General features: G+C 69.4%; 16 protein-coding genes. 8 read left to right on the forward strand and 8 right to left on the reverse strand.

All coding sequences use genetic code 11. The annotated features are described in order from the left end of the window. Position 1: 1 nt before the first annotated feature. The 8 genes from ACWPXE_RS24785 (at position 2) to ACWPXE_RS24820 (ending at position 13570) form a co-directional block, all read left to right on the forward strand. On the forward strand, positions 2-781 hold the full coding sequence (locus ACWPXE_RS24785) for a hypothetical protein (RefSeq protein ID WP_454019964.1): 780 nt from the start codon (positions 2-4) through the stop codon (positions 779-781). After that, positions 781-4860, forward strand: coding sequence for a phage tail tip fiber protein (locus ACWPXE_RS24790; RefSeq protein WP_454019965.1), 4080 nt, complete (start codon positions 781-783; stop codon positions 4858-4860). The genes ACWPXE_RS24785 and ACWPXE_RS24790 overlap by 1 nt, the downstream gene beginning before the upstream one ends. After that, on the forward strand, positions 4857-5324 hold the full coding sequence (locus ACWPXE_RS24795) for a hypothetical protein (protein WP_454019966.1): 468 nt from the start codon (positions 4857-4859) through the stop codon (positions 5322-5324). The genes ACWPXE_RS24790 and ACWPXE_RS24795 overlap by 4 nt, the downstream gene beginning before the upstream one ends. Next, entirely contained in the window at positions 5314-5541 is a 228-nt protein-coding gene (locus ACWPXE_RS24800) for a phage tail assembly chaperone (RefSeq protein ID WP_454019967.1), read from the forward strand. Before ACWPXE_RS24795 ends, ACWPXE_RS24800 begins: the two co-directional genes overlap by 11 nt. Then, on the forward strand, positions 5538-7961 hold the full coding sequence (locus tag ACWPXE_RS24805; RefSeq protein ID WP_454019968.1) for a tail fiber protein: 2424 nt from the start codon (positions 5538-5540) through the stop codon (positions 7959-7961). Before ACWPXE_RS24800 ends, ACWPXE_RS24805 begins: the two co-directional genes overlap by 4 nt. A 75-nt stretch (positions 7962-8036) precedes the next feature. Further along, positions 8037-8282, forward strand: coding sequence for a hypothetical protein (locus ACWPXE_RS24810; RefSeq protein ID WP_014199154.1), 246 nt, complete (start codon positions 8037-8039; stop codon positions 8280-8282). Between the two features lie 2 nt (positions 8283-8284). After that, positions 8285-9127: a lysozyme gene (locus ACWPXE_RS24815; RefSeq protein WP_454019969.1), complete on the forward strand. Its 843-nt coding sequence runs from the start codon at positions 8285-8287 to the stop codon at positions 9125-9127. Between the two features lie 372 nt (positions 9128-9499). Beyond that, on the forward strand, positions 9500-13570 hold the full coding sequence (locus tag ACWPXE_RS24820; RefSeq protein WP_454019970.1) for a tetratricopeptide repeat protein: 4071 nt from the start codon (positions 9500-9502) through the stop codon (positions 13568-13570). A gap of 27 nt (positions 13571-13597) precedes the next feature. Here ACWPXE_RS24820 and ACWPXE_RS24825 read toward each other — a convergent pair whose 3' ends face one another. From ACWPXE_RS24825 to ACWPXE_RS24860, 8 genes are all read right to left on the reverse strand, one after another. Next, complete coding sequence (locus ACWPXE_RS24825; protein ID WP_454019971.1) at positions 13598-14368, reverse strand: short-chain dehydrogenase/reductase; 771 nt, start codon at positions 14366-14368, stop codon at positions 13598-13600. A 3-nt stretch (positions 14369-14371) separates the two neighbouring features. Beyond that, entirely contained in the window at positions 14372-15262 is an 891-nt protein-coding gene (locus tag ACWPXE_RS24830; RefSeq protein ID WP_145703885.1) for a polysaccharide deacetylase family protein, read from the reverse strand. Further along, complete coding sequence (locus tag ACWPXE_RS24835) at positions 15259-16026, reverse strand: ABC transporter ATP-binding protein (RefSeq protein ID WP_454019972.1); 768 nt, start codon at positions 16024-16026, stop codon at positions 15259-15261. Before ACWPXE_RS24835 ends, ACWPXE_RS24830 begins: the two co-directional genes overlap by 4 nt. 15 nt (positions 16027-16041) lie before the next feature. Beyond that, a complete protein-coding gene (locus ACWPXE_RS24840; protein ID WP_035681614.1) occupies positions 16042-16923 on the reverse strand; it encodes an ABC transporter permease in 882 nt (293 codons plus the stop codon). Between the two features lie 79 nt (positions 16924-17002). Then, a complete protein-coding gene (locus ACWPXE_RS24845) occupies positions 17003-17989 on the reverse strand; it encodes an ABC transporter substrate-binding protein (RefSeq protein ID WP_454019973.1) in 987 nt (328 codons plus the stop codon). 51 nt (positions 17990-18040) lie between these two features. Continuing rightward, on the reverse strand, positions 18041-18850 hold the full coding sequence (locus ACWPXE_RS24850) for an enoyl-CoA hydratase (RefSeq protein ID WP_454019974.1): 810 nt from the start codon (positions 18848-18850) through the stop codon (positions 18041-18043). After that, positions 18850-20043: a CaiB/BaiF CoA transferase family protein gene (locus tag ACWPXE_RS24855; RefSeq protein WP_183179329.1), complete on the reverse strand. Its 1194-nt coding sequence runs from the start codon at positions 20041-20043 to the stop codon at positions 18850-18852. Before ACWPXE_RS24855 ends, ACWPXE_RS24850 begins: the two co-directional genes overlap by 1 nt. Beyond that, positions 20040-21413, reverse strand: a complete 1374-nt coding sequence (locus tag ACWPXE_RS24860; RefSeq protein WP_454019975.1) for an amidase family protein — start codon at positions 21411-21413, stop codon at positions 20040-20042. The genes ACWPXE_RS24855 and ACWPXE_RS24860 overlap by 4 nt, the downstream gene beginning before the upstream one ends. Positions 21414-21490 lie beyond the last annotated feature (77 nt).

A 21490-nucleotide genomic window follows, 5' to 3' on the forward strand; every position in this document is an offset into this window, starting at 1 on the left:
CATGGACAACCTGACGGCACGGGTCGGCTGGATCAACCACGCCGACACCGCCACCCTGACCGCCCTCCACCCCGGACCGGACACGCTGGGTGTGGAGCGGTTGCAAATCAAGCACGTGGCCCGCTATCACGAGCAGACCGGTCCCGAACTGGCGGTTCGTGCCGATCTGCACGCCGGCAAGGCGGTGGACGCGGTGGTGCTGCCTCTGGTCAATGCCGGGCCGGCGGCCACCCTGAGGGTGCGCGCGGCCGCGACGGTGGCCGATCTGTCGGCGGCCCCGGTCTACACCTACGCCGGGCCGGGGCACGTCGACGACGCGCACAACTACGCCATCCATCTGCTGCCGGCGACGGTCACCGCACGGGTGTGGGAGGTGGCCGTCACCGATCCGGACCGGGAGGTTTCGCGCGCCGGCCGGCTGGTCCTGACGCCGCTGCATCGCTTCGCCTTCAATTTCAAGGCGAACTGGGGCGTGCGCTGGGAAGACCTGTCGGAGGAGCGCGACGGCGCCGGCGGCCAGATGTACTCCCGCGCCGGGCCACGGCGCCGCGTTCTGAGCGCGGAATTCGGCGAGATGACCCGCCGGGAGCGCGACGAGGTCGCGCTTGAGATCGAGCGGCTGGCCGGCAAGACCGGCGACATCCTGATGGTGGCGCGGCCCAACGCCCCGAACCTTGCGCACTACACGGTGTGGGGAAAACCGGTGGACACCGGCGGCGTCAACGAAAGCCGCCTCGGCATCTTCACCAAAACCTTCCAGATCAAAGAACGGCGGTTCTGATGGCCTTCGTCTATCCTGACCGCGCCTCGGAAGTCACCACCTCGACCGGTGACCAGGGCGACATCATTCTTCAGGGGCCGGAACCGTCCTTCTGGTCCTTCACCAGCCGGATGGCCGTCGGCGACGAGACCACGGTGTGCCGGGAGGACGGCCTCACCTCGGAGCTGGTCCGGGTGCGGCTGGTGGCGCCGGACCGTCTGCGCTATCTGGCGGTCTACGGCTCGTCCAACGGCGGCGCCCGCGTCGTCTGGCCGGCGGGGCAGCAGCGGGTCTACGCCACGCAGCTCGGGCGCTACGCTCTGCTGCCGCCCGACGCCGGACAGGCCGGGCGGCCCGTGGTGGTGCAGCCGGATGGGACGTACGGCGCCGGGGCGCTGACCGTACCGGTACCGACCGGCCTCACTCTGGGCACGCTGCTCGACGCGGCTTCTGCCGGCGGGCGACCGGACGGGGTGGTGCTGATCCGGCTGGTGGTGACCTGGGACGAGGTCCCCGGTCTGGACTACGAGTTGGAGATCCGCGACGGCCTGACCACCGGCTGGCCGGGGACGGCGTCAAACCCGACCCCCATCCCGGCGGGCGGTGGGCGCTGCGTCGTCAATGTGGTCGGGGGCTACACCTACGGGGTGCGGCTGCGTGCCCGTGCCATCAGCGGGGTGTCCGGCTGGACGCCGGAAAAGACCATCGCCGCGACGGGCGACGACGTACCGCCGGGGCCGCCCACGGACATGGCGGTGACCGAGGTCTACGGTGGCGCGGTGTTCACGTTCACGCCCCCCGCAGACGCCGACACTCTGGAGGTCCGTTTCTACGCGGCGCCCGCCGACGATAAGACCGCCGCCATGCTAGTCGGGGCGGGCCTGCGCCGGGTGACGCTGACCGGCTTGCCGGCGGGGGCCACCCGGTGGGTCTGGGCCGCGTCCGTGGACACCAGCGGCAATGAAGGCGAGTGGATTGCCCTTGGCCCGGTGACCGCGCTGCGCATCGAGCCGGGGGACCTTGCGGAGGAGCTGGGCGAGCGCATCGAGCGCCTACCGGCGAGCCTGGATTTGGCCGGTGAGGCCGCCCTTGAGGCTGTGCTGGCGGCTCAAGAAGTCCGGCAGAGCGCCCAGGCACGCCTGGACCGGACGGCGACGTCCATTGATAGGACGATTGATGACGTGCGGACGCTGCTGGACGGCGTTGAGGGGGACGTCAAGACCCTGATCCGGACGGAGACCTCGACCCGCATCCTCGAGTACGAGGCCCTGACCGAGAGCATCAGTACGGTGGCATCGTCCGTGGGGGATGCCGTCTCCCTTATCTACGACGAGGCGCTTACCCTCGCAAACGAGGACCTAGCCCTCGCTGAGAGGATGACATTCATCGCCACCCAGATGGGTGAGGAGATCTCCGCGGCCATCCAGATGGAGGCCTCGGCCCGCGCCGACGAGGACGGGGCCCTTGCCCTCCGCATCGACACAGTCATCTCCCAGATGGACATAGACATCGCGGCGGCCATCTACACGGAGGCCTCCACCCGCGTCTCCGAGGACGAGGCCCTTGCCCTCCGCATCGACAGCCTCACCACCCAGATGGGCGAGGACATTGCGGCGGCCATCCATACGGAGGCCCTGGCACGAGCCGACAAGGACGGGGCCCTTGTTATCCGCATCGACAGCCTCACCACCCAGATGGGCGAGGACATCGCAGCGGCCGTACAGGAGGAGACCAACGCCCGTGTGACAGCCCTCGATGCGGTGGCCCAGGACATCACCAAGCTGTTCGCGCGGTTCTCCGGCGGGACCAACCTTGTGCAGCGCTTAAACCGCTGGACGAGCCCCTTCCCTGTCACAGAGGACGTGGCCTTCGCCAGCCGGTACCGGGTGCGGGTCTCAGGCAACGCCCAGAGCGTCGTCTCCCCGGCCCTCGCCGAACTGAAGCCGGACACCGACTATGTTCTGTCCTTCAAGGCCCGGCTGGTGGCAGGGGCCTCGAGCGAGCTGCACGCCGACCTGAACCCGGACACCCTCCCCGAGACGGCGTTCGCCGTCACGTCCTCGGAGTGGACGACCTTCAGCACTGTGTGGAAGTCGTCCCTGGCGGCGATCAGGAACTGCCGGCTGCGCTTCTTCCAGTACAACCTCGCGGGCGCCCAGGTGGACGTGACCGACGTCCAGCTTGAGGAGGGCAACACCCCCTCCGCTTGGTCGCTGGCTCCGGGCGAGATGGTGGCGCTGGTGCAGCAGGAGTCCGAGGCCCGGGCGTCCGCCATCGGCACTGTGTCTTCCCTCGTCAGCACCGTGGAGACTACTGCCAACGGCAACTCCGCCACGATCCAGGAGCAGGCCTCGAGCATTGATGGGCTGGAAGCCCAGTACACCGTCAAGGTCGACGTCAACGGCTACGTCTCGGGCTTCGGCCTCGCCTCGACGCCTATCAACGGCGTCCCGTACAGCACCTTCACCGTGCTGGCAGACAAGTTTGAGGTCGTCATGCCCGGGGCGGCCAAAACGGCCCCGTTCACCGTGCAGAATGGCAAGGTCTACATCAAGAGCGCGGTCATCGGGGACGCCTGGATTGCCGACACCCACATCGGCCCGAACGGCATCGACGCCGCCAAGCTCCGCGCTGGGACCGTTCTCGCGGGCACCATCACGGTCGGTGGCACGGCCCTGTCAACGGTCGCCAGCAATGCGGCCACGGGCGCGCAGGACCCGGTGACCCGCATCAATGACGGCGACACGTCCATCAACCCGGGCAAGATCATCGTCAAGGGGTCTAACACCCTGACGACTGTCGGAGGCTGGCTTTACGGGGACACCACCGAGATTAACGGGGGCAAGATTGCCGCTGAAACCGTAACTGCGCGGGAGATGAAGACCGGCACGCTCACCATCGACCTGTTCGCGGAGTTCTCCACCGGAAACCAGCTGGCAAACAGTGACTTCTCTGCCGGCTGGGAGTGCTGGGATAGGGCGCGATACCTCAGCGATGGGGAGCAGTCGATCATCTATGTCGCCGATCAGGAGGGCTGGCACCCGAAAGGAGGCCACTGCCTTGCCATATTCCAGAACAATGCATATGGCGCAGGGTTCTGCGACATAAACTACACCCACCCGGCGTCCAACTGGTCTGGTATTCCCGTGGTGCCGGGCACGTCCTATGAGTTCTCCGTCTTTGTCAGCACCCATAGGTGCATCGGGCAAATCTTCATCTCCTGGCTTGATGTCAATGGGAACGAGATTGCGTACGCCATTCCCGACGCAGATGGGCACTCCAATAATGAGCCGGGCGACCCCAGCGACGGCACGCGCATAGAGGCTTGGAGACGCCTATGGGTTCGCGGCGTCGCGCCTGTCAACGCGCGTATGGGCCGCCCAAAAATCCGCAAGCACGCGACCCTGTCCAACCCGTCCCACGTTGACAGCTGGCTGTTCGCGGCGCTGGCCCTGTTTGGTGAGTGCGCTCCGAACGCCACCTTGCCACAGTCCTGGCAGCCGGGGGGAGTGACCCGGATCACCGGCGGCCAGATTGCCTCCGACAGTGTCATCATCCGCAATAACTCCCAGCTTGGCGATGCGACGGTGAGGACGCTGTCCATCGGTGAAAATCAAGTGACGGTACCGGTGTCTCAGTATTTTCCTGGGCAAATCGAAATGGTCCAAGATTTCCAAACCGTGGCGGAGATTTACAATCTGGTGTCGATTGGTCAGCCCATCCTTATTATCGCGTCGCTGATGCATATCCTGCAAGGAAACTATGGGCTAAATGAGGATACAGCCCGGCCAATGGCCGAGCTTCGTCTTCTTCGTGGAAAACAGAACAGTGCACAAAATGGGTGGGATTGGGTGCCATTGCTGGAAAATCTTGGAGGTTCTCTTAGCAACATGAGTGCGTATGATGCTTGTTCTCGGCCCTGGACATATACTGTTGTTGATAATACTCAAGGGTCCGGAAATTTTGCATACGCGCTCCAAGCCAGAAAAGCTCCGGCATTGGATAATGCCAGAGCTTGGACTCCTTACGGGTATGCCAGTCTTCTTTCCAAAAGCTTCATGACCTACCGCTCCCTGACCGCTATTGAGGTGCGCCGATGACCGTCGCCATCCCAATGACGTCTCCTGCTGCGTCGGCTGTTCCGCGCGAAGCACAGGAGACTCCAGCAATGATCGACATGACGCTTTACGACCCGGCAACCGGTCGCATCGCGGGCGTGGCGACTTGCATGAATGTTATGCTCGATCTCGCATATCCTGATTATGCCAAGCATCTGGGCGAGAAACTTGACGGCAGAACGCTGTACATTGATCCAGTTACGAAAGAAGTGTGCAGACGCCCTCAGATTTCTCTTGTTGTCGACAAGACTAGGATCGCCGCAGATGGAGCGGATAGTGCGACTATCACCGGCTTGCGGACGGGCACGATGCTATACTTGAACGGGCGCAAGACTGTCGTGAATGATAGCGAAATAATTTTTTCAACACCACACCCTGGCCTGCACCGGTTGAATTTCGAGTCCTTTCCATACCAGGATATCGAGGTGGTGATCCATGCGACTTAACTTTGTACTGGCCGATTGGACCGGCATCAATGGCGAGGTCAGGCGTCGCCTCGACGCGACCCAGCATCTGGTGGCTGGCGACTACCCATTGACCGACGAGAGCCGCGCCGCGCTGCTTGCATGGCGGCAGGCGCTGCGCGACCTCAACCACACCTTCACCAGCCCGGCGGAGGTCGTATTTCCCCCGCAACCCACGATCGAGAAGGTGAAAGCATGAGCTGGTACAAAGTCGGCCGCGTGGCGGTCACCAACGGGTCCACGACCGTCCTCGGCTCCAACACGCGCTGGTCCGGCAAGCTGAAGGCCGGTGACGTCTTTACCCTGGACGGTGGGCGCCTTTACGAGATCGTGTCGTTCGAAGACGACCGGCTGACCCTGGCCACCCCCTTCGCCGGGACCTCCGGCGGGGCTTTGCCGTACGGGATCATTCAGAACTTCACGGCGTCCATCACCGCCGATCTGGCGGCCCGTACCAGCAACATGATCCAGCTCTACGAGGCGGCGGTCGCCGCTCCGCAAGAGGCGCTTTCGTCGTCCCAGGCGGCCCGCCACAGCGAAGAGGTTGCGGCGGAGCATGCCCAGGCGGCGGCGTCCTCGGCGGCTCAGGCCGCTGTGACCGCTCAGCAGGCGGTCCAGGTCGAGACCACCCGCGCCCAGGCGGCGGAACAAGCGCTGGCCGCCCAGAAGGCGGACAAGGCGGCGCTGGGCTCGGCGGCGGCCAGGAACGCCCCGGCCGGCGGCAACGCGGCATCGGGCGAGGTGGTGCTGGGCAGCGACAGCCGCCTCTCCGACGCCCGGACCCCGACGGCGCACAGCGTGACCGCGCACAGCGACTGGCCGGCGGCGGTGAGCGTGACGGAGTTGGGCTGTCTCGACGGCGTGACCGGGCCGATCCAGGCCCAGATCAACGGCAAAGCCACGGTCGGCACGACGGCTGGCTCGGCCGCGGGCACGGCCTCCGCCGGCACGGCGGCCACGGCGGCCCGGTCGGACCATGTCCATCCAATGCAGACCAGCGTGTCGGGCAACGCCGGCACGGCGACCAAACTGGCCAGCGCGGTGACCATCAACAACGTCCCCTTCGACGGCAGCGCCGGCATCACGATCAACGCGGCGGACAGCACGGCGCGGATCGCGGCCAGCGAGAAGGGCGCCGCCAACGGCGTGACGCCCCTCGGAAGCGACGGGAAGGTGCCGGCGTCCTATTTGCCGTCCTATGTGGACGACGTGCTGGAATTCTCCGCCACCGGCAACTTTCCGGCTTCCGGCGAGACCGGCAAGATCTACGTCGCCACCGGGACCAACAAGACTTACCGCTGGTCCGGATCGGGCTACGTCGAGATATCGGCCTCGCCCGGCTCCACCGACGCGGTGCCGGAAGGAGCGGCCAACCTCTACTTCACGACGGCCCGCGCCGCCGCTGCGGCTCCCGTGAAGACTGTGGCGGGCAAGAGCGGCGATGTCACCCTGAGCAAAGCCGACGTCGGCCTGGGCAGCGTGGACAACACCGCCGACAGCACCAAGGCGGTGGCGTCGGCGGGCAAACTGACCGCCGCGCGCACGATCACCCTGACCGGTGGTGTTACCGGCTCCGTGACCACCGACTTGTCCAGCGCCGTCAGCATCAACGCGACGGTCACACAGGATACCAACAACCGGTTCGTGACCGACGCCGAGAAGGCGATTTGGAACGGCAAGGCGACGGTGGGCAGCGTGACTCCCTCGGCCCCCGGCACGGCGGCCGTCGGCACCTCGGGGCAGGCGGCCCGTGCGGACCACGTCCACCCCGCCCAGACGTCCGTCTCCGGCAATGCCGGCACCGCCACCAAGCTCGCCACCGCCCGGACCATCTCCCTGAGCGGCGGCGTCACGGGGACGGCGACCTTCGATGGCTCCGCCAACGTTGCCATCGCCGCGACGGTCGATCCATCCAAGCACTCCCACCCCCTGCCCTTCAGCCTGCTCGATGACGGGGGCGCGGGTTTTGAACTCGACTCCACCAACCTGGGGTATTCCACCCAGTACACGTCCCCCGAGGACATCCGGTCGATGGTCGGGGCCGTGAACGTCTATGACGCAGGGTGCCGCGGGAACGCAGTCGGGATCACTGGACTGGTCCCCCTCCTCGTTGACATGCAGGTGGGCATCGGCAAGCTCGACAACCTCCTGACCACGGACACCTCCAGCCTCGTCAACGCGATCAACGAGCTGAAGACCAACGGCGGGGGCCGGCACTCCATCGTCTTCGACAACCACGATGGGATGTTCATGACCACCCTCAAGGTCAATAACGACACCTACGGGGACCAGGAGTTCCAGCTCCCGGATCAGTCTGCGGCCATACCCGTCATGGCCCAGGTCCAGAACCAGTTCGTGGAGATTGAGCGCTTCGGGAAGCGCCTGGACGGCGTCCTCTATGAGGGCGCTACCGATTACACCATCGATTACATGATGTTCGGGTACAACGACCCGAACACCAGCGTGGTGGTGCCCCTCATGGTCGACTTCACGACGTTCGTGCAGGCCGCCTTTTCGAAGCTCCCCGTCTACTCGTCCAACGCAGCTGCGGCGGCCGGCAACTTGCCGGTGGGCGGCGGGTATCGCACCCCCACGGGCGAGGTCCGCGTCCGGGTCTGACGCCCGCGACAACACCCCAACCGTCTGATGCCCGGCCGCCCTTGAGGCGGCTTTTTCATGCCCGCAGGACCCGCCATGACCGCTCGCACCGCCTTCGACCTTCCCGCTGGCACCGTGGCGGCCACCATTCCCCTCTGGGCCGCCGACCTGACGCTCGGCCTCCAGCTCGCCACCGCCGCGCTGGGGCTGATGCTCGTGCTGGTCCGCCTCGCCCTGGCGCTCGGCGACGTCGCCAAGCGCCCGCCGGTGTGGTGGACGCGCCTGCGGGCGCGGCTCCGCGCGCGCCGGAACGATACCCGCCCCGAACCATTACAGGAGTGACCATGACCGCCACCCTTCGGGCGGCTCCCCCGCCCGCCGCCCTCGATCTGGCCCGCCACTTCGAGGGACTGTCCCGAACCGCATACCGCTGCCCGGCCGGCGTGTGGACCATCGGTTACGGCCACACCCAGGCCGTGACCGCGGGCGACGCCATAACCACCGATCAGGCGGAGCGTCTGCTCGCCAGCGACTTGGCCGAGGCGGCCGCGGTCGTGGACGGCGCCGTGACCGTCCCCCTGACCGACGGACAGCGGGCCGCTCTGATCGATTTCGTCTTCAACGTCGGGCCGGGCCGGGCCAGGAAGGGCAAGGATTCCGGAAAGGACGGCTTCATCCGCCTGCGCAGCGGAAAGCCCTCCACCCTGCTGCGCAAGCTGAACGCCGGTGACAGTGCCGGGGCCGCCGCCGAGTTCGGCGCGTGGGTGTATGGTGGCGGCCGGGTGCTGCCCGGCCTGGTGCGGCGTCGGCGCGCCGAGGAACTGCTGTTCCGTGGGGCGGACTGGCGCCGCGCACTCGACGACGGTCCGATGGCGCAGACGGTCGAGCCGGCCACGCCCTCCGTCCCAACCGCCGCCGTCCGCGCCGCTGCCGGGACGCTGGCGATCGGCGGCTCGCTCGGCGTGGTGGCGGAGGTGTTGGCGCCGGTGCTGCAGGTGACCCAGCAGGTGCAGGACCTCGCCGAGCAGGCGCAGGGCGTGGCGGCCCAGGCGCAGGGCGTGACCACCCAGATCCACGGCCTCGCCCGGCTGCTCGGGTGGGCGCCGTCGCCGGCGGTCGCGGTCCTGGCCACCGGTCTGGTGGTCACGCTGGCGCTGCTGTGGCGGGCGCGCCGGACCCGGGGCTGACCGCAAGGACGGCTCTCGGATGCACTCATGGCAAGGCACGGAGCGAGTCCCGTCTTCGTGCCTTCGTCGCCGATCACGCAACCGTTGAGCGGCGTACCACGCCGCTCAACGGGTTTTTTAAAGCTGGCGGCACAATTCAGTGGAGAAAGCGGGCTGATCCCAGGATAGCATCTGTCCTCTGCTCGGAGCCTCTGCATGATGCCAACCTCCCTTGACGATCCGTCCGCCCTGGTTCGGAGCCGTTGCCCCCGCCGGGCCTTCGCCGCCGTTCGCGGCTGCGACGCCGTCCCCTCCGGCGGCGCCGGCAGCCGGACCGCCGCGTTCGCGCCGCAAGCCCTGCCGCATTTCCACGGTCCCTGATCCAGCGATACCATGTCTCCCTCCCCCCCCGCCGGCGCGATCGTCAACCCCATCGCCGATGTAATCCGGTTCCAACGCGCCGGCCATCCCGATGCGGCGGAGGCGCTGCTGCGCACTATGCTGTCCATCGACGGTTCCGACGAGGAGGCGTGGCTCCGGCTCGGCGGCATCGCGCTCGGGGACGGACGGAACCGTCTCGCCGCCCGTTGCTTCGCCCGCGTCATGCTGTTCGCGCCGGACCGCGCACAGGCCATGCACAATCTCGCCGAAGCCCTGCGCATGACCGGGCGGAAGGCGCAGGCGACCATTGCCTTCACGCGGGCGCTGCGGCTGCGCCCGGCCTATCCCAAAGCGTTGGCCGCCTTCGGGCTGATGATGAAGGACACGGGGAACGGGCGTGCGGCACGGCATCTGGCCGCACGCGCCCTGATCCTCGACCCGGCCTTCGCCATCGGATGGCGCAATCTGGCCGCGATGCTCCAGCCGATGAACCAGCCGGACACGGCGGCTCGCCTGCTCCGCCGGGCGGTGCTGTCCACTCCGGACAGCCCCAGCCTCCGGGCCGCTTACGGCGTCGCCCTGTGCGAGGTGAAGGAAACCCGCCGCGCCCTGGACGCGCTGCGCCAAGCCGTCGCGCTGGCCCCGGGCCATGCCCAGACGATGAACCATCTGGCCTTCGGCCTGATGCACGACGGCAACCTGGAAGGGGCCTTGCGGACCACGGGGCGCGGCCGCCGCATCAACCCCATGGCGGCGGAAGCGGACGCCCAGGATTCCCTGACCTGGATGATGAAGGGAGAATTCGCGCGCGGCGCCACCGCCATCCGGCGCGCCCTGATCCTCGACCCGGGCAGCTCCGGCATCCTGGTCAACCTCGCCCTGCTCCTGCACGCCGGGAACGAGGGCAAGGAGAGCATCCGCTGGAACAAGCGTGCCCTGCGCCTGGACCCGGACAGCACGGTGGCCCGTTTCAACCTGTCGATGGCCTTGTTGCAGCGCGGCGATTTCGCCCGCGGATGGGCGCTGTACGAAGCGCGCTGGTCGATGTGGGGCGCCGGCTACCCGCGCCATGCCCCGGCCTGGGACGGTGGCCCTCTGAACGGGCGGAGCATCCTGCTGACCGCCGAGCAGGGGCATGGCGACACCCTGCATTTCGTCCGCTACGCCACCCTGCTGGCCGAGCGCGGCGGGCGCGTGTTCCTGCATGTGCAGCCTATGCTGAAGCGGTTGCTCGCCAACACCCCCGGCGTCACGGCGGTTTTCGGAATGGACGAGGAGCCGCCGGCCTGCGATCTGTGCGCGCCGCTGCTCAGCCTTCCCCGGCTGGTCGGGACCCGGCTGGACAGCATTCCCGACGCCATGCACTATCTGCGCGCCAGCGAGGGCGACCGTCCGTCCTGGCGGGAACGTCTGGCCGGGGAGCGGCGGCTGAAGGTCGGCCTCGTCTGGGCGGGCGAGCCGCGCAAGGGGGATCTCAAGGCCAACTCCGTCGACCGTCGGCGCAGCCTGACGCTGGACGCTCTCGCGCCCCTGGCCGCCATTCCGAACATCGCCTTCTACAGCCTGCAGATCGGGGAGGCGGGCGCCCAGGCCAAGGCGCCGCCCCCGGGGATGGAGGTCATCGACTGGACCGGCCACATCCGCGACTTCGCCGACACCGCGGCCTTCATCGATGAACTGGACCTCGTGGTGACGGTCGACACCTCGGTCTGCCATCTGGCGGGCGGGCTGGGCAAACCGGTCTGGGTGCTGTCGCGATTTGACGCCTGCTGGCGCTGGCTGGGCCATCGGGAGGACAGCCCCTGGTACCCGACCATGCGTCTGTTCTACCAGGAGGAACCGGGAGCCTGGGACGCCCCGATCGCGCGGCTGGCCACCGCGCTGGCCAAGCTGGTCTCCGGCGGCGATGGTCCCGGACCGGCCGCCCGGCGGACGACGGACCGGGCGCCCGATCCGGCGGGCGCGTTTCGGGGCGATCCCCTCGGGGCGGGTTTGCAGGCGGCGGTCGCCGCCCACCGCTCCGGACGCCTGACGGAAGCCGCCGCCGGCTACCGCCGGGCGTTGACCGCCGACCCGGCGAGGGGGGACGCGCTGCATCTCCTCGGGTTGACGAATCTGGTCGGTGGGGACCAGGCCGCGGCGGAGCGCTGGATCGACCGCGGCGTGTCCGTCGAGCCGGGCCGCGCCACCTTCCGCAACTCGTTGGGCGAGTGCCGCCGCTCCGCCGACCGTCTGGAAGCCGCCGTCCTGTGCTTCCGGCAGGCCGTCGCGTTCGACCCCGCCTATGCCGAGCCGTGGGTCAACCTCGCCAAGCTGTCGGTGGCCGCCGGCCGGCCGGGCGATGGTGACCGACAGGCCCGGCGCGCGGTGCGCCTGTCGCCCCTGTTGCCGGACGCTTGGCGCACGCTCGGCCATGCGGCGCTGGAACGGGGTGGAGCCGGCCTGGCCGAGCGGGCTGGACGCCGGGGGCTGGCGCTTCTCCCCACCGACGGGGAGGCGCTGGGCCACGCCGCGCGATTGGCCGGGCAGCGCGGCGACCGGGATCTGGCCGAACGGCTGCTCGGGCGCGTCCTCCGCCTCGATCCGGAGGCGGCTCACGCGTGGCGCGAGCGGGCCGATCTGACGCTGAAGGTCGGCGCGCACGCCAAAGCCCTGCCAATGCTGCAACGGGCGCTCGCGCTTGCACCCGATTTTCCGGAGGCGCTCAACAACCTCGGCGGTGCGCTGCTCGGTCTGCGGCGCCGGGAGGACGCGGGACGCCACTACCGCCGGGCCATCCAGCTCCGTCCGGGCTATCCCGACCCCTGGAACAACGCCGGCAGCGCCTTGCAGGAGCGGGGCGACACGGCCCTGGCTCTGGACCATTACCGGCGTGCGGTGGCGCTGTCCCCGGTGCATCCCGTGGCCTATGCCAACATGGGCGAAACCATCCGCTCCTCGGCGGCGGGGATGCCGGATTTCCGGGTGGCGGAGGCGCTGTGCCGCCGCGCCCTGACGTTGGTGCCGGGTCATGGCGCCGCCCTGAACGCACTGTCGGTGCTGTGCCTGGACCTGCGGCGCCTGGAGGAGGCGGAGGCCGGCTTCCGCACGCTCATCGAGCGGAACCCGGAGAGCGCCCAGGCCGGCTTCAACCTGTCCTTGGTCCTGCTGACCAGCGGCCGGTTGCGCGAAGGGTGGGAGCATTACGAGGAGCGCTGGCGGATCGGTGAGATTCCCGTTCCCAAAGCGCCGGGCCGGCTGTGGATGGGCGAGCCGCTGGAGGGCCGGAGCATCCTGCTGCACGCCGAACAGGGCCATGGCGACACGCTGCAGTTCGTGCGCTACGCCCCGATGGTGGCGGAGCGGGGCGGCCGGGTCCATCTGGCCGTCCACAATGGTCTGCGACGCCTGATGGAGCGCATTCCCGGACTGGAGGGCGTGTACGACCTGTACGGCAGGCTGCCGGTGACGGACTTCCATTGCCCGCTGCTCAGCCTGCCGCGGGCCTTCGGAACGGAACTCGGCAGCATCCCCGCGGCGGTCCCCTACCTGAAGTCCGATCCGGCGGAGGTGGAGCGGTGGCGGGCGCGCTTGCCCGCGGACGGGCGGCTCAAGGTCGGCCTCGTGTGGTCCGGCGATCCGCGCCCGCACAGCCCCAAGGCCAACGCGGTGGACCGGCGGCGCAGCCTGACGCTGGCCGCTCTGGCCCCGCTGGCTGCCGCCGGGGATGCGCTGTTCGTCAGCCTGCAGAAGGGAAGTCCCGCGGCCCAGGCCAAGGAGCCGCCCCCCGGCATGGACCTGATCGACCCGATGGACGCGGTGACGGATTTCGCGGACACCGCGGCGCTGATGCGTTGCCTGGACCTCATCGTCACCGTGGACACGTCGGTGGCGCATCTGGCGGGCGGTCTGGGCCTGCCGGTCTGGGTGCTGTCGCGACACTCCGGCTGCTGGCGTTGGCTCACCCGGCGGACGGACAGCCCCTGGTACCCGACGCTCCGGCTGTTCCACCAGCCCAGTCCCGGCGATTGGGAGCCCGCCGTCGCCCAACTGGCGGAAGCGCTTGCGGAGCGGGTGCGATCGCACGGGACCCATCCGGCATGACCGGGGAGGGCCGTCGCGCGATCCGGTTCAGCGGAACCGTCCGCCGCCGTCCATGTCGACCACCGAGCCCGACAGGTAGGCGACGCGCGGCGAGCTGAGGAGCGTGACGAGGGAGGCGATCTCGGACGGTTCGGCGAGACGCCCGAAGGGAAGATCGCCCAGGGCTTCGGCCCAGCGTTCCTCGTCGTCGAAGCGCGTCTTGGCGCGCTTGCGGTAGACCGCCGCGACCCGGTCGGTGCGCGTCGCCGAGGGATTCACCCCGAAGACGCGGACGTTCCAGTCGGTGCTGCGGGCGCCCACCGCCTGGGTGAAGGCGATCAGGGCGGCGTTGCCCGCCGAGCCGCAGGCGTAGTCCCAGCGCGGCGTCATGCCCATCATGCCGATGACGTTGACGATGGTGCCGCCGCCGCACTGGCGCATTGCCTCGACGAAGAGCTTCGTCATGTGGATGTAGCCGAAGACCTTGAGCTGCCACGCCGCTTCCCATTCGGCCATGCCGAGGTCGAGGATGCTGCCGCCTGGGATCGCCCCGGCGTTGTTGACCAGCACGTCGATGCCGGGAAGCGCCGCGGCGAGGCGTTCGCGCGCCGCCCCGTCGGCGAGGTCGGCGGCCATGGTCTCGACCGCCACGCCGTGACGCGCGCGGATGCCCGCCGCCGCCGTCTCCAGCGCTGCCGCGTCGCGGGCGACCAGGACGGGCAGGGCGCCCTCGGCGGCGAAGGCCTCGGCGCAGGCGAGCCCGATGCCTTTTGAGCCCCCGGTGACGAGGACCCGCTTGCCGGACAGGTTCAAATCCATCGCTCAGCCCCCCGCTTGTTCCGCTGCCGGCTCCGCCGCCGCGTACCAGTCGGCGATCTGCGGGCCGGTGGCAAAGGCGACGTGCGGCGAGGCCTGCAACAGGTCCAGCATGGCTTCCAGCTCGTGCAGCCGGTGCGGCACCGCGATCAGGTGCGGGTGCAGGCCGATGGCCAGAACGCGCGGGTTCTCCGCGCATTCCCGCTCGAACAGCCGCAGGGTGTGGCCGAGTCGGCTCAGCATCTCCCCCGTCGCGTGCTTTTCGATGGCGTAGACGATGGAGTCGTTGATCTCCAGGTTGTAGGGCATGGCGAGCAGCGGGCCGTGCGCGGTGCGCATCCAACTCGGCAGGTCGTCCACCACCCAGTCGAACACATGGTCGATGCCCTGGCGGCGCAGCAGGTCGGGCGTCTGCACCGTCTCGCGCAGGCCGGGGCTCAGCCAGCCGCGCGGGCGCGTGCCGGTGAAGCGCTCGATGCGGTCCAGCGCCGCCTCGATCAACGCCTCCTCGCCGTCTCCGGCGTGGTTGATCGCCTTCTGGTGCATGCCGTGGCCGATGAACTCCCAGCCGGCGGCGAGCATGGCCTCGGCGGCCTGCGGGTAAGCGTCGATGACGCCGGCGTTGAGGCTGGTCGAGGCGGGCACGCCGCGGTCGCGGAACAGCGTCAGGATGCGCGGCAGGCCGCTGCGCATGCCGTAATCGGCCCAGCTGAAGTTCGGCACGTCCGGCACCGTCTCCCGCCCATGGGGCGGGGTGATGATGGTGCGCGGCATCGCCTCGTCGAAGCGCCAGTTCTCCACGTTGACGACCAGATGGGCGATGATCCGCCGCCCCTGGAAGTCCGGCAGCGCCGGCCGCGCGTCGGACAGGCGGTAGCTGATCCGGGGGTTGGTCATGCGTGTTCCTTCTGGGCTTCGCGCATCTCGGCCATGATGGCGGCCTTGTGCCGGATGAAGGCCGGGTCGGTGAGCTGGTCCACCGAGCGGGGCCGCGGCAGGTCCACGGTGATTTCGCGGGTGATCCGCCCCGGCCGGGCCGACATGATGCAGATGCGGTCGGCGAGCAGGATCGCCTCGTCGATGTCGTGCGTGACGAACAGCACCGTGGTGCCGAGCGTCTGCCAGACGTCGAGCAGCAACTGCTGCATGCTCATGCGCGTCTGGGCGTCGAGCGCGCCGAACGGCTCGTCCATCAGCAGCGCCTTGGGGTCCATGACCAGGGCGCGGGCGATGCCGACGCGCTGGCGCATGCCGCCGGAAAGCTGCGATGGCAGAGAGTGGGCGAAGCGTTCCAGCCCGACGAGGCGGAGCAGCTCGCGGATCTTCGGCTCGTACTCGGCGCGCGGGCGCTTCTGCACGCTCGGCCCGAAGGCGATGTTCTGCTCCACCGTCAGCCAGGGCAGCAGGGCCGCCTCCTGGAAAACGACGGCGCGTTCCGGGCCGGGGCTGTCGACCGTGCCGCCGTTGAAGGACAGCGCGCCGGAGGTCATCTCCTCGAAGCCGGCGATGAGGTTGAGCAGGGTGGATTTGCCGCAGCCCGAGGGGCCGAGCAGGGCGACGAACTCGCCCTCGCCGATGTCGAGGTTGACGCGGTCGAGCGCGACGACCGGCTGTTTGCCGGGATAGGTCTTCACGACCTCGCGGAAACGTATGGTGCCCATGTGTGTCTCCGTGCTTTAGCGCGAGGCGGATTGGAGCCGGCGCCAGCGCAGGGCCCAGTGCTCGACGGTGACGATCAGGCGGTCGCTCAGAAGGCCCATGGCCCCGATCGACAGCATGTCGGCGATGACGACGTCCATGCGCCCGACGTAGTAGGCGTCCCACAGCACGTAGCCGAGCCCCGACTTGACCGCGACCATCTCGGAGACGATGACCGCCGTCCAGGCGATGCCCAGGCCAATGCGCAGCCCCGTGAAGATCGCCGGCAGCGCCGCCGGCAGGACCACGCGCCGCAGCACGTCGAAGCGGCTGGCGCCCATCATCTCGGCCGCCCGGATCCAGTTGCGGTCGACGTCGCGGGCGCCGTGCGTGGCGTTCACCACGATCGGGTAAAAGCCGCCGAGAGCGATCAGGAAGATCGCGCCCATGTCCTGGATGCCGAACACGGCGATGGAGAAGGGCAGCCACGCGGTGATGGGGATGGGGCGCAGAAGCTGGATCGTCGGGTCCACCGTGCCGGACACGGCGCGGCTCCAGCCGATCATGACTCCCGCGGGAATGCCGATCGCCATGGCGAGCACGAAGCCCTGGGCGACGCGCATCGACGAGAACAGCACGTTGCTCAGCCAGGTGCCGCTGTAGGGGTTGAGGCCCATGCCCTGCGGGCCGAAGGCCCAGACGACCCAGGCGTCCCACACCCGGTCGGGCGTCGGCAGCACCCCGCCGGCCAGCGAACCGCCCGATCCGGCGAGCTGCCACGCCGCGATCACCAAGACGGGCAGCAGCGCCGCGCGCATCGCCGCCCCGGTGCGGCCCGCCGGGAACAGGCCCCGGCTCTTCACCTTGGGAGCCGCCGGCACGGGGGCCGCGTCCAGGGCTCTTGCGGGCGCGTCATTCATCACTCCAGTCCTCCGCCATTCTTGTCGGCCGCCACGCTGTCGGAAGGCCGCCCGCCGAAGCGGGCGGCGGCTTGCCGTGTCACTGAGCCTTCTCGACGAAGGAGGCGTCCCAGTACTTCTCGATGTCGCCCGACACGTCCTTCGGGATCACGCCCAGTTCGTTGAAGGCCTTGGCCTGACGCTTGATCTGGTCGACCGTGGTGACGGAGCCAAGCTCGATGACCTTGGACGCCTCGGCGGCGAGCTTGGTGTCGAGGCCGGTCAGCGACGCGTAGGCCTTGGTGAACGCGTCCGGCGAAGCGGCGAGCGTCTTCTGCGCCTGCAGATAGGCCCAGACGAACCGCTCCATGGCAGGCCGCTTCTCGGCCATCGACTTGCGGTTGGCGGCCAGCATGCCGAGTTCGGCGCCGACCGACTTGGACTGGCTGTATTCGAGATTCTTGGCGAAGAAGCCGTAGCCTTCCATCACGGGGATGGATTCGAACGGCTCCCAGGTGACGATGGCGTCGACCTCGCCGCGCTGCAGGGCCTGGTCGAAGTTGGCGCCGCCGCCCTGGATGTTCACGGCCTGGAAGCTGTTGTAGGGGATGTTCTTCTCGGTCAGGGTCGCGGCGAACTGGAACCACACCGCCGAACCGGGGGCGATGGCGACCTTCTTGCCCTTCAGATCGTCCCAGCTGTCGAGCTTCACGCCCTTGCGGCCGATCACGTATTTCGGGGAGCTGCCGACGCCCATGACGCCGACCATGTCGGTGGCGCCCTGGGCCAGCGAGATCGCGAGGTCGGCCGGCCCGACGGTGGCCATGTCGAGGGAGCCGGCGAGGAGTGCGGTGCGCGCGTCGGCGTAGCGGGCGAACTCGACCGTCTTCAGCTCGACCCCGAGCTTCTTGAGGTCGTCGGTGATCATCACCACCGGGGCGAGATGGCCCACCTTCTGATAACCCACCGTCAGCTCGACCGGCTTCGGCAGGGGAGCGGGTTCCGCCGCGCGTGCGGCGGGTGACAATGCCAGACATCCGGCGATGACCGCGCCGATGGTGTTGAGACCCAGATGCTTCCAGTCCATGACTTGTCTCCCTGTTTATGGTTCGCCGCCCCGTGGGGCCGATCCTCCGCCTTACTCTCCCTTGAACACGGGTTCTCTTTTTTGCGCGAAGGCGGCACGCCCCTCCGCGTAATCGGCGCTGGCGAAGCAGCGGGCGACCAGCGCGTCCACCGCTTCGGTGTCGGCCGGACCGTCGGTCCGCAGCGCTTCCAGCATGGCCCGTTTTGCCGCGCGCAGCGTCAGCGGCGCGTTTCCGGCGATCAGGCCGATATAGTCCTCCACCGCGCCGTCGAAGGCGGACGCGGCGGCCACGCGCTGGACGATGCCGAGGCTCGCCGCCTCGTCCGCCGTCACGATGCGTGCGCTGAACAGCAGGTCGGCGGCGGCGGCGGCACCCATCCGCTGCACGACGAGGCGCACCAGGGGGAAGCCGTAGCCGAGGCCGAGCCGGGCGCCCGGCATGCGGAACCGCGCGCCGTCGTCGCTGAGCCGCAGGTCGCAGCACAGCGCCAGCTCCAGCCCGCCGCCGAAGCAGATGCCGCGGATGGCCGCGACCGTCGGCACCGGGGCGTTGAGAAGCGCCTCGGTCGCCGCCGACACCGCTTCCTCGTAGGCGGCAGCTTGGGCGGCGTCGGCGCGGACGTTGCCGAATTCGGAAATGTCGGCCCCGGCGGAGAAGGCGCGCTCCCCGGCACCGCGGACCAGCAGGACGCGGACCTCGGGGTCGGCGACGGCGCGGCCGATGCGCTCGGGCAGGGAGCGCCACATCTCCAGCGTCATCGCGTTCAGCCGCCGGGGCTGGTCGAGCGTCAGGCGGGCGATCCCGCCGGACACGTCGAGTCCCACCACGCCGCCAACCGCTCCCGGTTCCTGCTCGCTCATCAGACGATCCCCTGCGCCTTGAGGGCGGCGACGTCCGCCGGGGAGAGGCCGATGGCGCCCAGCACCTCCGCCGTGTGCTCGCCCGCGTCGGGGGCGGGCCGCTCGATTCGGGCCGGGGTGCGCGACAGGCCGACCGGTTGGCCGACGAGGCGCATGGCGCCGCGGGCGGGATGCTCGCAGGGCACGGCGATGCCGAGATGCCCGACCTGCGGGTCGGCGAAGACCTCGTCCATGCGGTAGATCGGCCCCGCCGGAACCCCTTCCTCCTCCAGCCGCGCCAGCCAATCCGCGGTCTTGCGGGTGCGGAACACCTCCTCCAGCAGCGGCTTCAGCGTCGGGCGGTTGCGGAAGCGCTGTTCCTGCGTGGCGAATTCGGGGGCGTTGGCGAGGTCCTCGCGCTCGATGGCCCGGCAGAAGGACTGCCACTGGCCGTCGCCGCCGACGCCGATGTTCAGATGGCCGTCGGCCGTCGCCATCACGCCCATGGGGGTCGAATAGGGGTGGTCGTTGCCCGCCGGCTGCGGAACCTCGCCCTCCACCAGATAGCGCGCCGCCTGGAAATCCATCAGGGCGATCTGGGACTCCAGAAGCGAGGTCTGGACCCACTGCCCCTCGCCGGAGCGGTCGCGCTCCGACAGGGCGACCAGAATGCCGATGGCCGCATACAGGCCGGAGGCGCTGTCGGCGACCGCGATGCCCGCCCGGACCGGACCCTGGCCGGGAAGGCCGGTCACGCTCATCAGGCCGCCCATGCCCTGGGCGATCTGGTCGAAGCCGGCGCGCTCGCGGTAGGGGCCGGTCTGACCGTAGCCGGAGATGGAGGCCAGGATGATCCGCGGATTGACCGCCCGCAGCGCGTCGTAGCCGATGCCGAGGCGGTCCTTGACGTCGGGCCGGTAGTTCTCGACCACCACGTCGGCCGTGCGCACCAGCTCCAGGAACAGGTCCCGCCCCTGCGGGGTGCGGAGGTTGAGCGACAGCGACCGCTTGTTGCGGTGCAGGTTCAGCATGTCGTAGCCGTGCCGGGGGCCGCTCATCCCCTCGTTGCGGTCGACGCCCGGCGGCGCCTCGACCTTGATGACGTCCGCCCCGAAGTCGGCGAGCACGCGGCAGCAGGTCGGGCCGGCGCGCACGCGCGTGAGATCCAGGACTCGGATGTGCTCAAGAGCTTTTGCGGGTTCGGATCGGGTCATGAGCCACGCTGTGCAAGAGGGCTGGGAAAATCGGTGATCTCGCTGGGCCGCCGCCGGTGCCAGCCGGTCCGCGCCTGCAGCGCCGCGGCGAGCGCCAGCAGCGGGCCGTCCGTCCCGGGACGGCCGACGATCTGGAGCCCCACCGGCATCCCGCGGTCGTCGAAGCCGGCCGGGACGGCGACCGCCGGCAGTCCGAGGGCGTTGACGAAACGGGTGTAGGCGCTGAGCCGGTAGAGCGTCGCCGCGTGGAAGTCCGGGGAAGACGGATCGGCCATGGCGACCGGCGGCGTGCGGATCGGCATGATCGGCAGCAGGAGGGCGCCGGCTTCGCCGAACAGGCTGTCCAGAATGGGCGCCGTGGCGCCGGACAGCGCCGCCTTGGCCGCGGCGAGGCGGTCGGCCGCGATATCCCGGCCCTTGGCGAGTCGCCGGGCGAGGGTCGGGTCCCGCGCGGCGAGGGCAAGCCCGCCATGCTGGGCTGCCGCCTCGGCCTGGAGAATGAGGAAGAGGGGGTCGGACAGCGCCTCGATGGCGGGCAGGCCCGACCGTTGCTCCAGGAAGACGCCGCAGGCTGCGATGGCCTCCGCGCCATTGCGGCAGGCCGCCTGGATCGGCGCCTCGGATGCCTCGACCGCGTCGGACAGAAGGGCGACGCGGGCCGGCGGTTCGGATGGGAACCCCATATCCGTCGCCAGAACGGGCGCCAGGAGTTGGATGTCGCGCGCGCTGCGGGCGAGAAGCCCGATGGTGTCGAGGCTGGGGGCAAGCGTCATCGCCCCGGCGACCGGCACCGCGCCGTAGGTCGGCTTCCAGGCGGTGACTCCGCAGGCCTGCGCCGGAATGCGCAGCGAGCCGGCGGTGTCCGACCCCAGCGCGGCGAACACCGCGCCGGCCGCCACCGCGACCGCCGACCCGGAGGACGAGCCGCCGGGGACGATGTCGCGATTCCAGGGGTTGAGCGCCTTGCCCACGCCGGAGGGCTCGTAGGCCAGAGCCGTCATGGTGGTGAAGCCGATCCGCCGCGCCCCGGCCCGGTCGAGCCGCTCCAACACCACCGCCGCCCGCTCCGGTGCCGGGCCGGATGCGTCGTCCGCCGCGCCGGGAAGGCCGCAGCCGGGCGAGCGGCCCACGCTGTCGAACATGTCCTTGGCGGCGTAGGGCAGCCCGGCCAGCGGGCCGGCGGCTTCCGCTTCGGCGGTGCCAAGCGCGACGAAGCAGCCGAAGCGGGCCTGAACCTCCGCCGCCAAGGCCGCGCAGGCCGCCGCGGCGTCCTTGCGTGCCGCCGACGGGAGCCCGCTCCAATCCGCGAAACCGGGCTCGGCCCCGCAGGGGTCGTCAGGAACATCGGGGTTCTGGATGGTCCAGGACATTCGGCCCACTCCCTCATCGCCGGACCTGATGATGAGGGTCTGCACAGTTGCCTAGAAGAACAATTGCGACACACCTG

The sequence above is a fragment of the Azospirillum sp. Marseille-Q6669 genome, from assembly GCF_965111635.1.

What these genes read in the sequence shown, in the direction of transcription:
- ACWPXE_RS24785 (WP_454019964.1), top strand. Translation starts at nt 2, where the DNA reads ATGGACAACCTGACGGCACGGGTCGGCTGGATCAACCACGCCGACACC.
- ACWPXE_RS24790 (WP_454019965.1), top strand. Translation starts at nt 781, where the DNA reads ATGGCCTTCGTCTATCCTGACCGCGCCTCGGAAGTCACCACCTCGACC.
- ACWPXE_RS24795 (WP_454019966.1), top strand. Translation starts at nt 4,857, where the DNA reads ATGACCGTCGCCATCCCAATGACGTCTCCTGCTGCGTCGGCTGTTCCG.
- ACWPXE_RS24800 (WP_454019967.1), top strand. Translation starts at nt 5,314, where the DNA reads ATGCGACTTAACTTTGTACTGGCCGATTGGACCGGCATCAATGGCGAG.
- ACWPXE_RS24805 (WP_454019968.1), top strand. Translation starts at nt 5,538, where the DNA reads ATGAGCTGGTACAAAGTCGGCCGCGTGGCGGTCACCAACGGGTCCACG.
- ACWPXE_RS24810 (WP_014199154.1), top strand. Translation starts at nt 8,037, where the DNA reads ATGACCGCTCGCACCGCCTTCGACCTTCCCGCTGGCACCGTGGCGGCC.
- ACWPXE_RS24815 (WP_454019969.1), top strand. Translation starts at nt 8,285, where the DNA reads ATGACCGCCACCCTTCGGGCGGCTCCCCCGCCCGCCGCCCTCGATCTG.
- ACWPXE_RS24820 (WP_454019970.1), top strand. Translation starts at nt 9,500, where the DNA reads ATGTCTCCCTCCCCCCCCGCCGGCGCGATCGTCAACCCCATCGCCGAT.
- ACWPXE_RS24825 (WP_454019971.1), bottom strand. Translation starts at nt 14,368, where the DNA reads ATGGATTTGAACCTGTCCGGCAAGCGGGTCCTCGTCACCGGGGGCTCA.
- ACWPXE_RS24830 (WP_145703885.1), bottom strand. Translation starts at nt 15,262, where the DNA reads ATGACCAACCCCCGGATCAGCTACCGCCTGTCCGACGCGCGGCCGGCG.
- ACWPXE_RS24835 (WP_454019972.1), bottom strand. Translation starts at nt 16,026, where the DNA reads ATGGGCACCATACGTTTCCGCGAGGTCGTGAAGACCTATCCCGGCAAA.
- ACWPXE_RS24840 (WP_035681614.1), bottom strand. Translation starts at nt 16,923, where the DNA reads ATGAATGACGCGCCCGCAAGAGCCCTGGACGCGGCCCCCGTGCCGGCG.
- ACWPXE_RS24845 (WP_454019973.1), bottom strand. Translation starts at nt 17,989, where the DNA reads ATGGACTGGAAGCATCTGGGTCTCAACACCATCGGCGCGGTCATCGCC.
- ACWPXE_RS24850 (WP_454019974.1), bottom strand. Translation starts at nt 18,850, where the DNA reads ATGAGCGAGCAGGAACCGGGAGCGGTTGGCGGCGTGGTGGGACTCGAC.
- ACWPXE_RS24855 (WP_183179329.1), bottom strand. Translation starts at nt 20,043, where the DNA reads ATGACCCGATCCGAACCCGCAAAAGCTCTTGAGCACATCCGAGTCCTG.
- ACWPXE_RS24860 (WP_454019975.1), bottom strand. Translation starts at nt 21,413, where the DNA reads ATGTCCTGGACCATCCAGAACCCCGATGTTCCTGACGACCCCTGCGGG.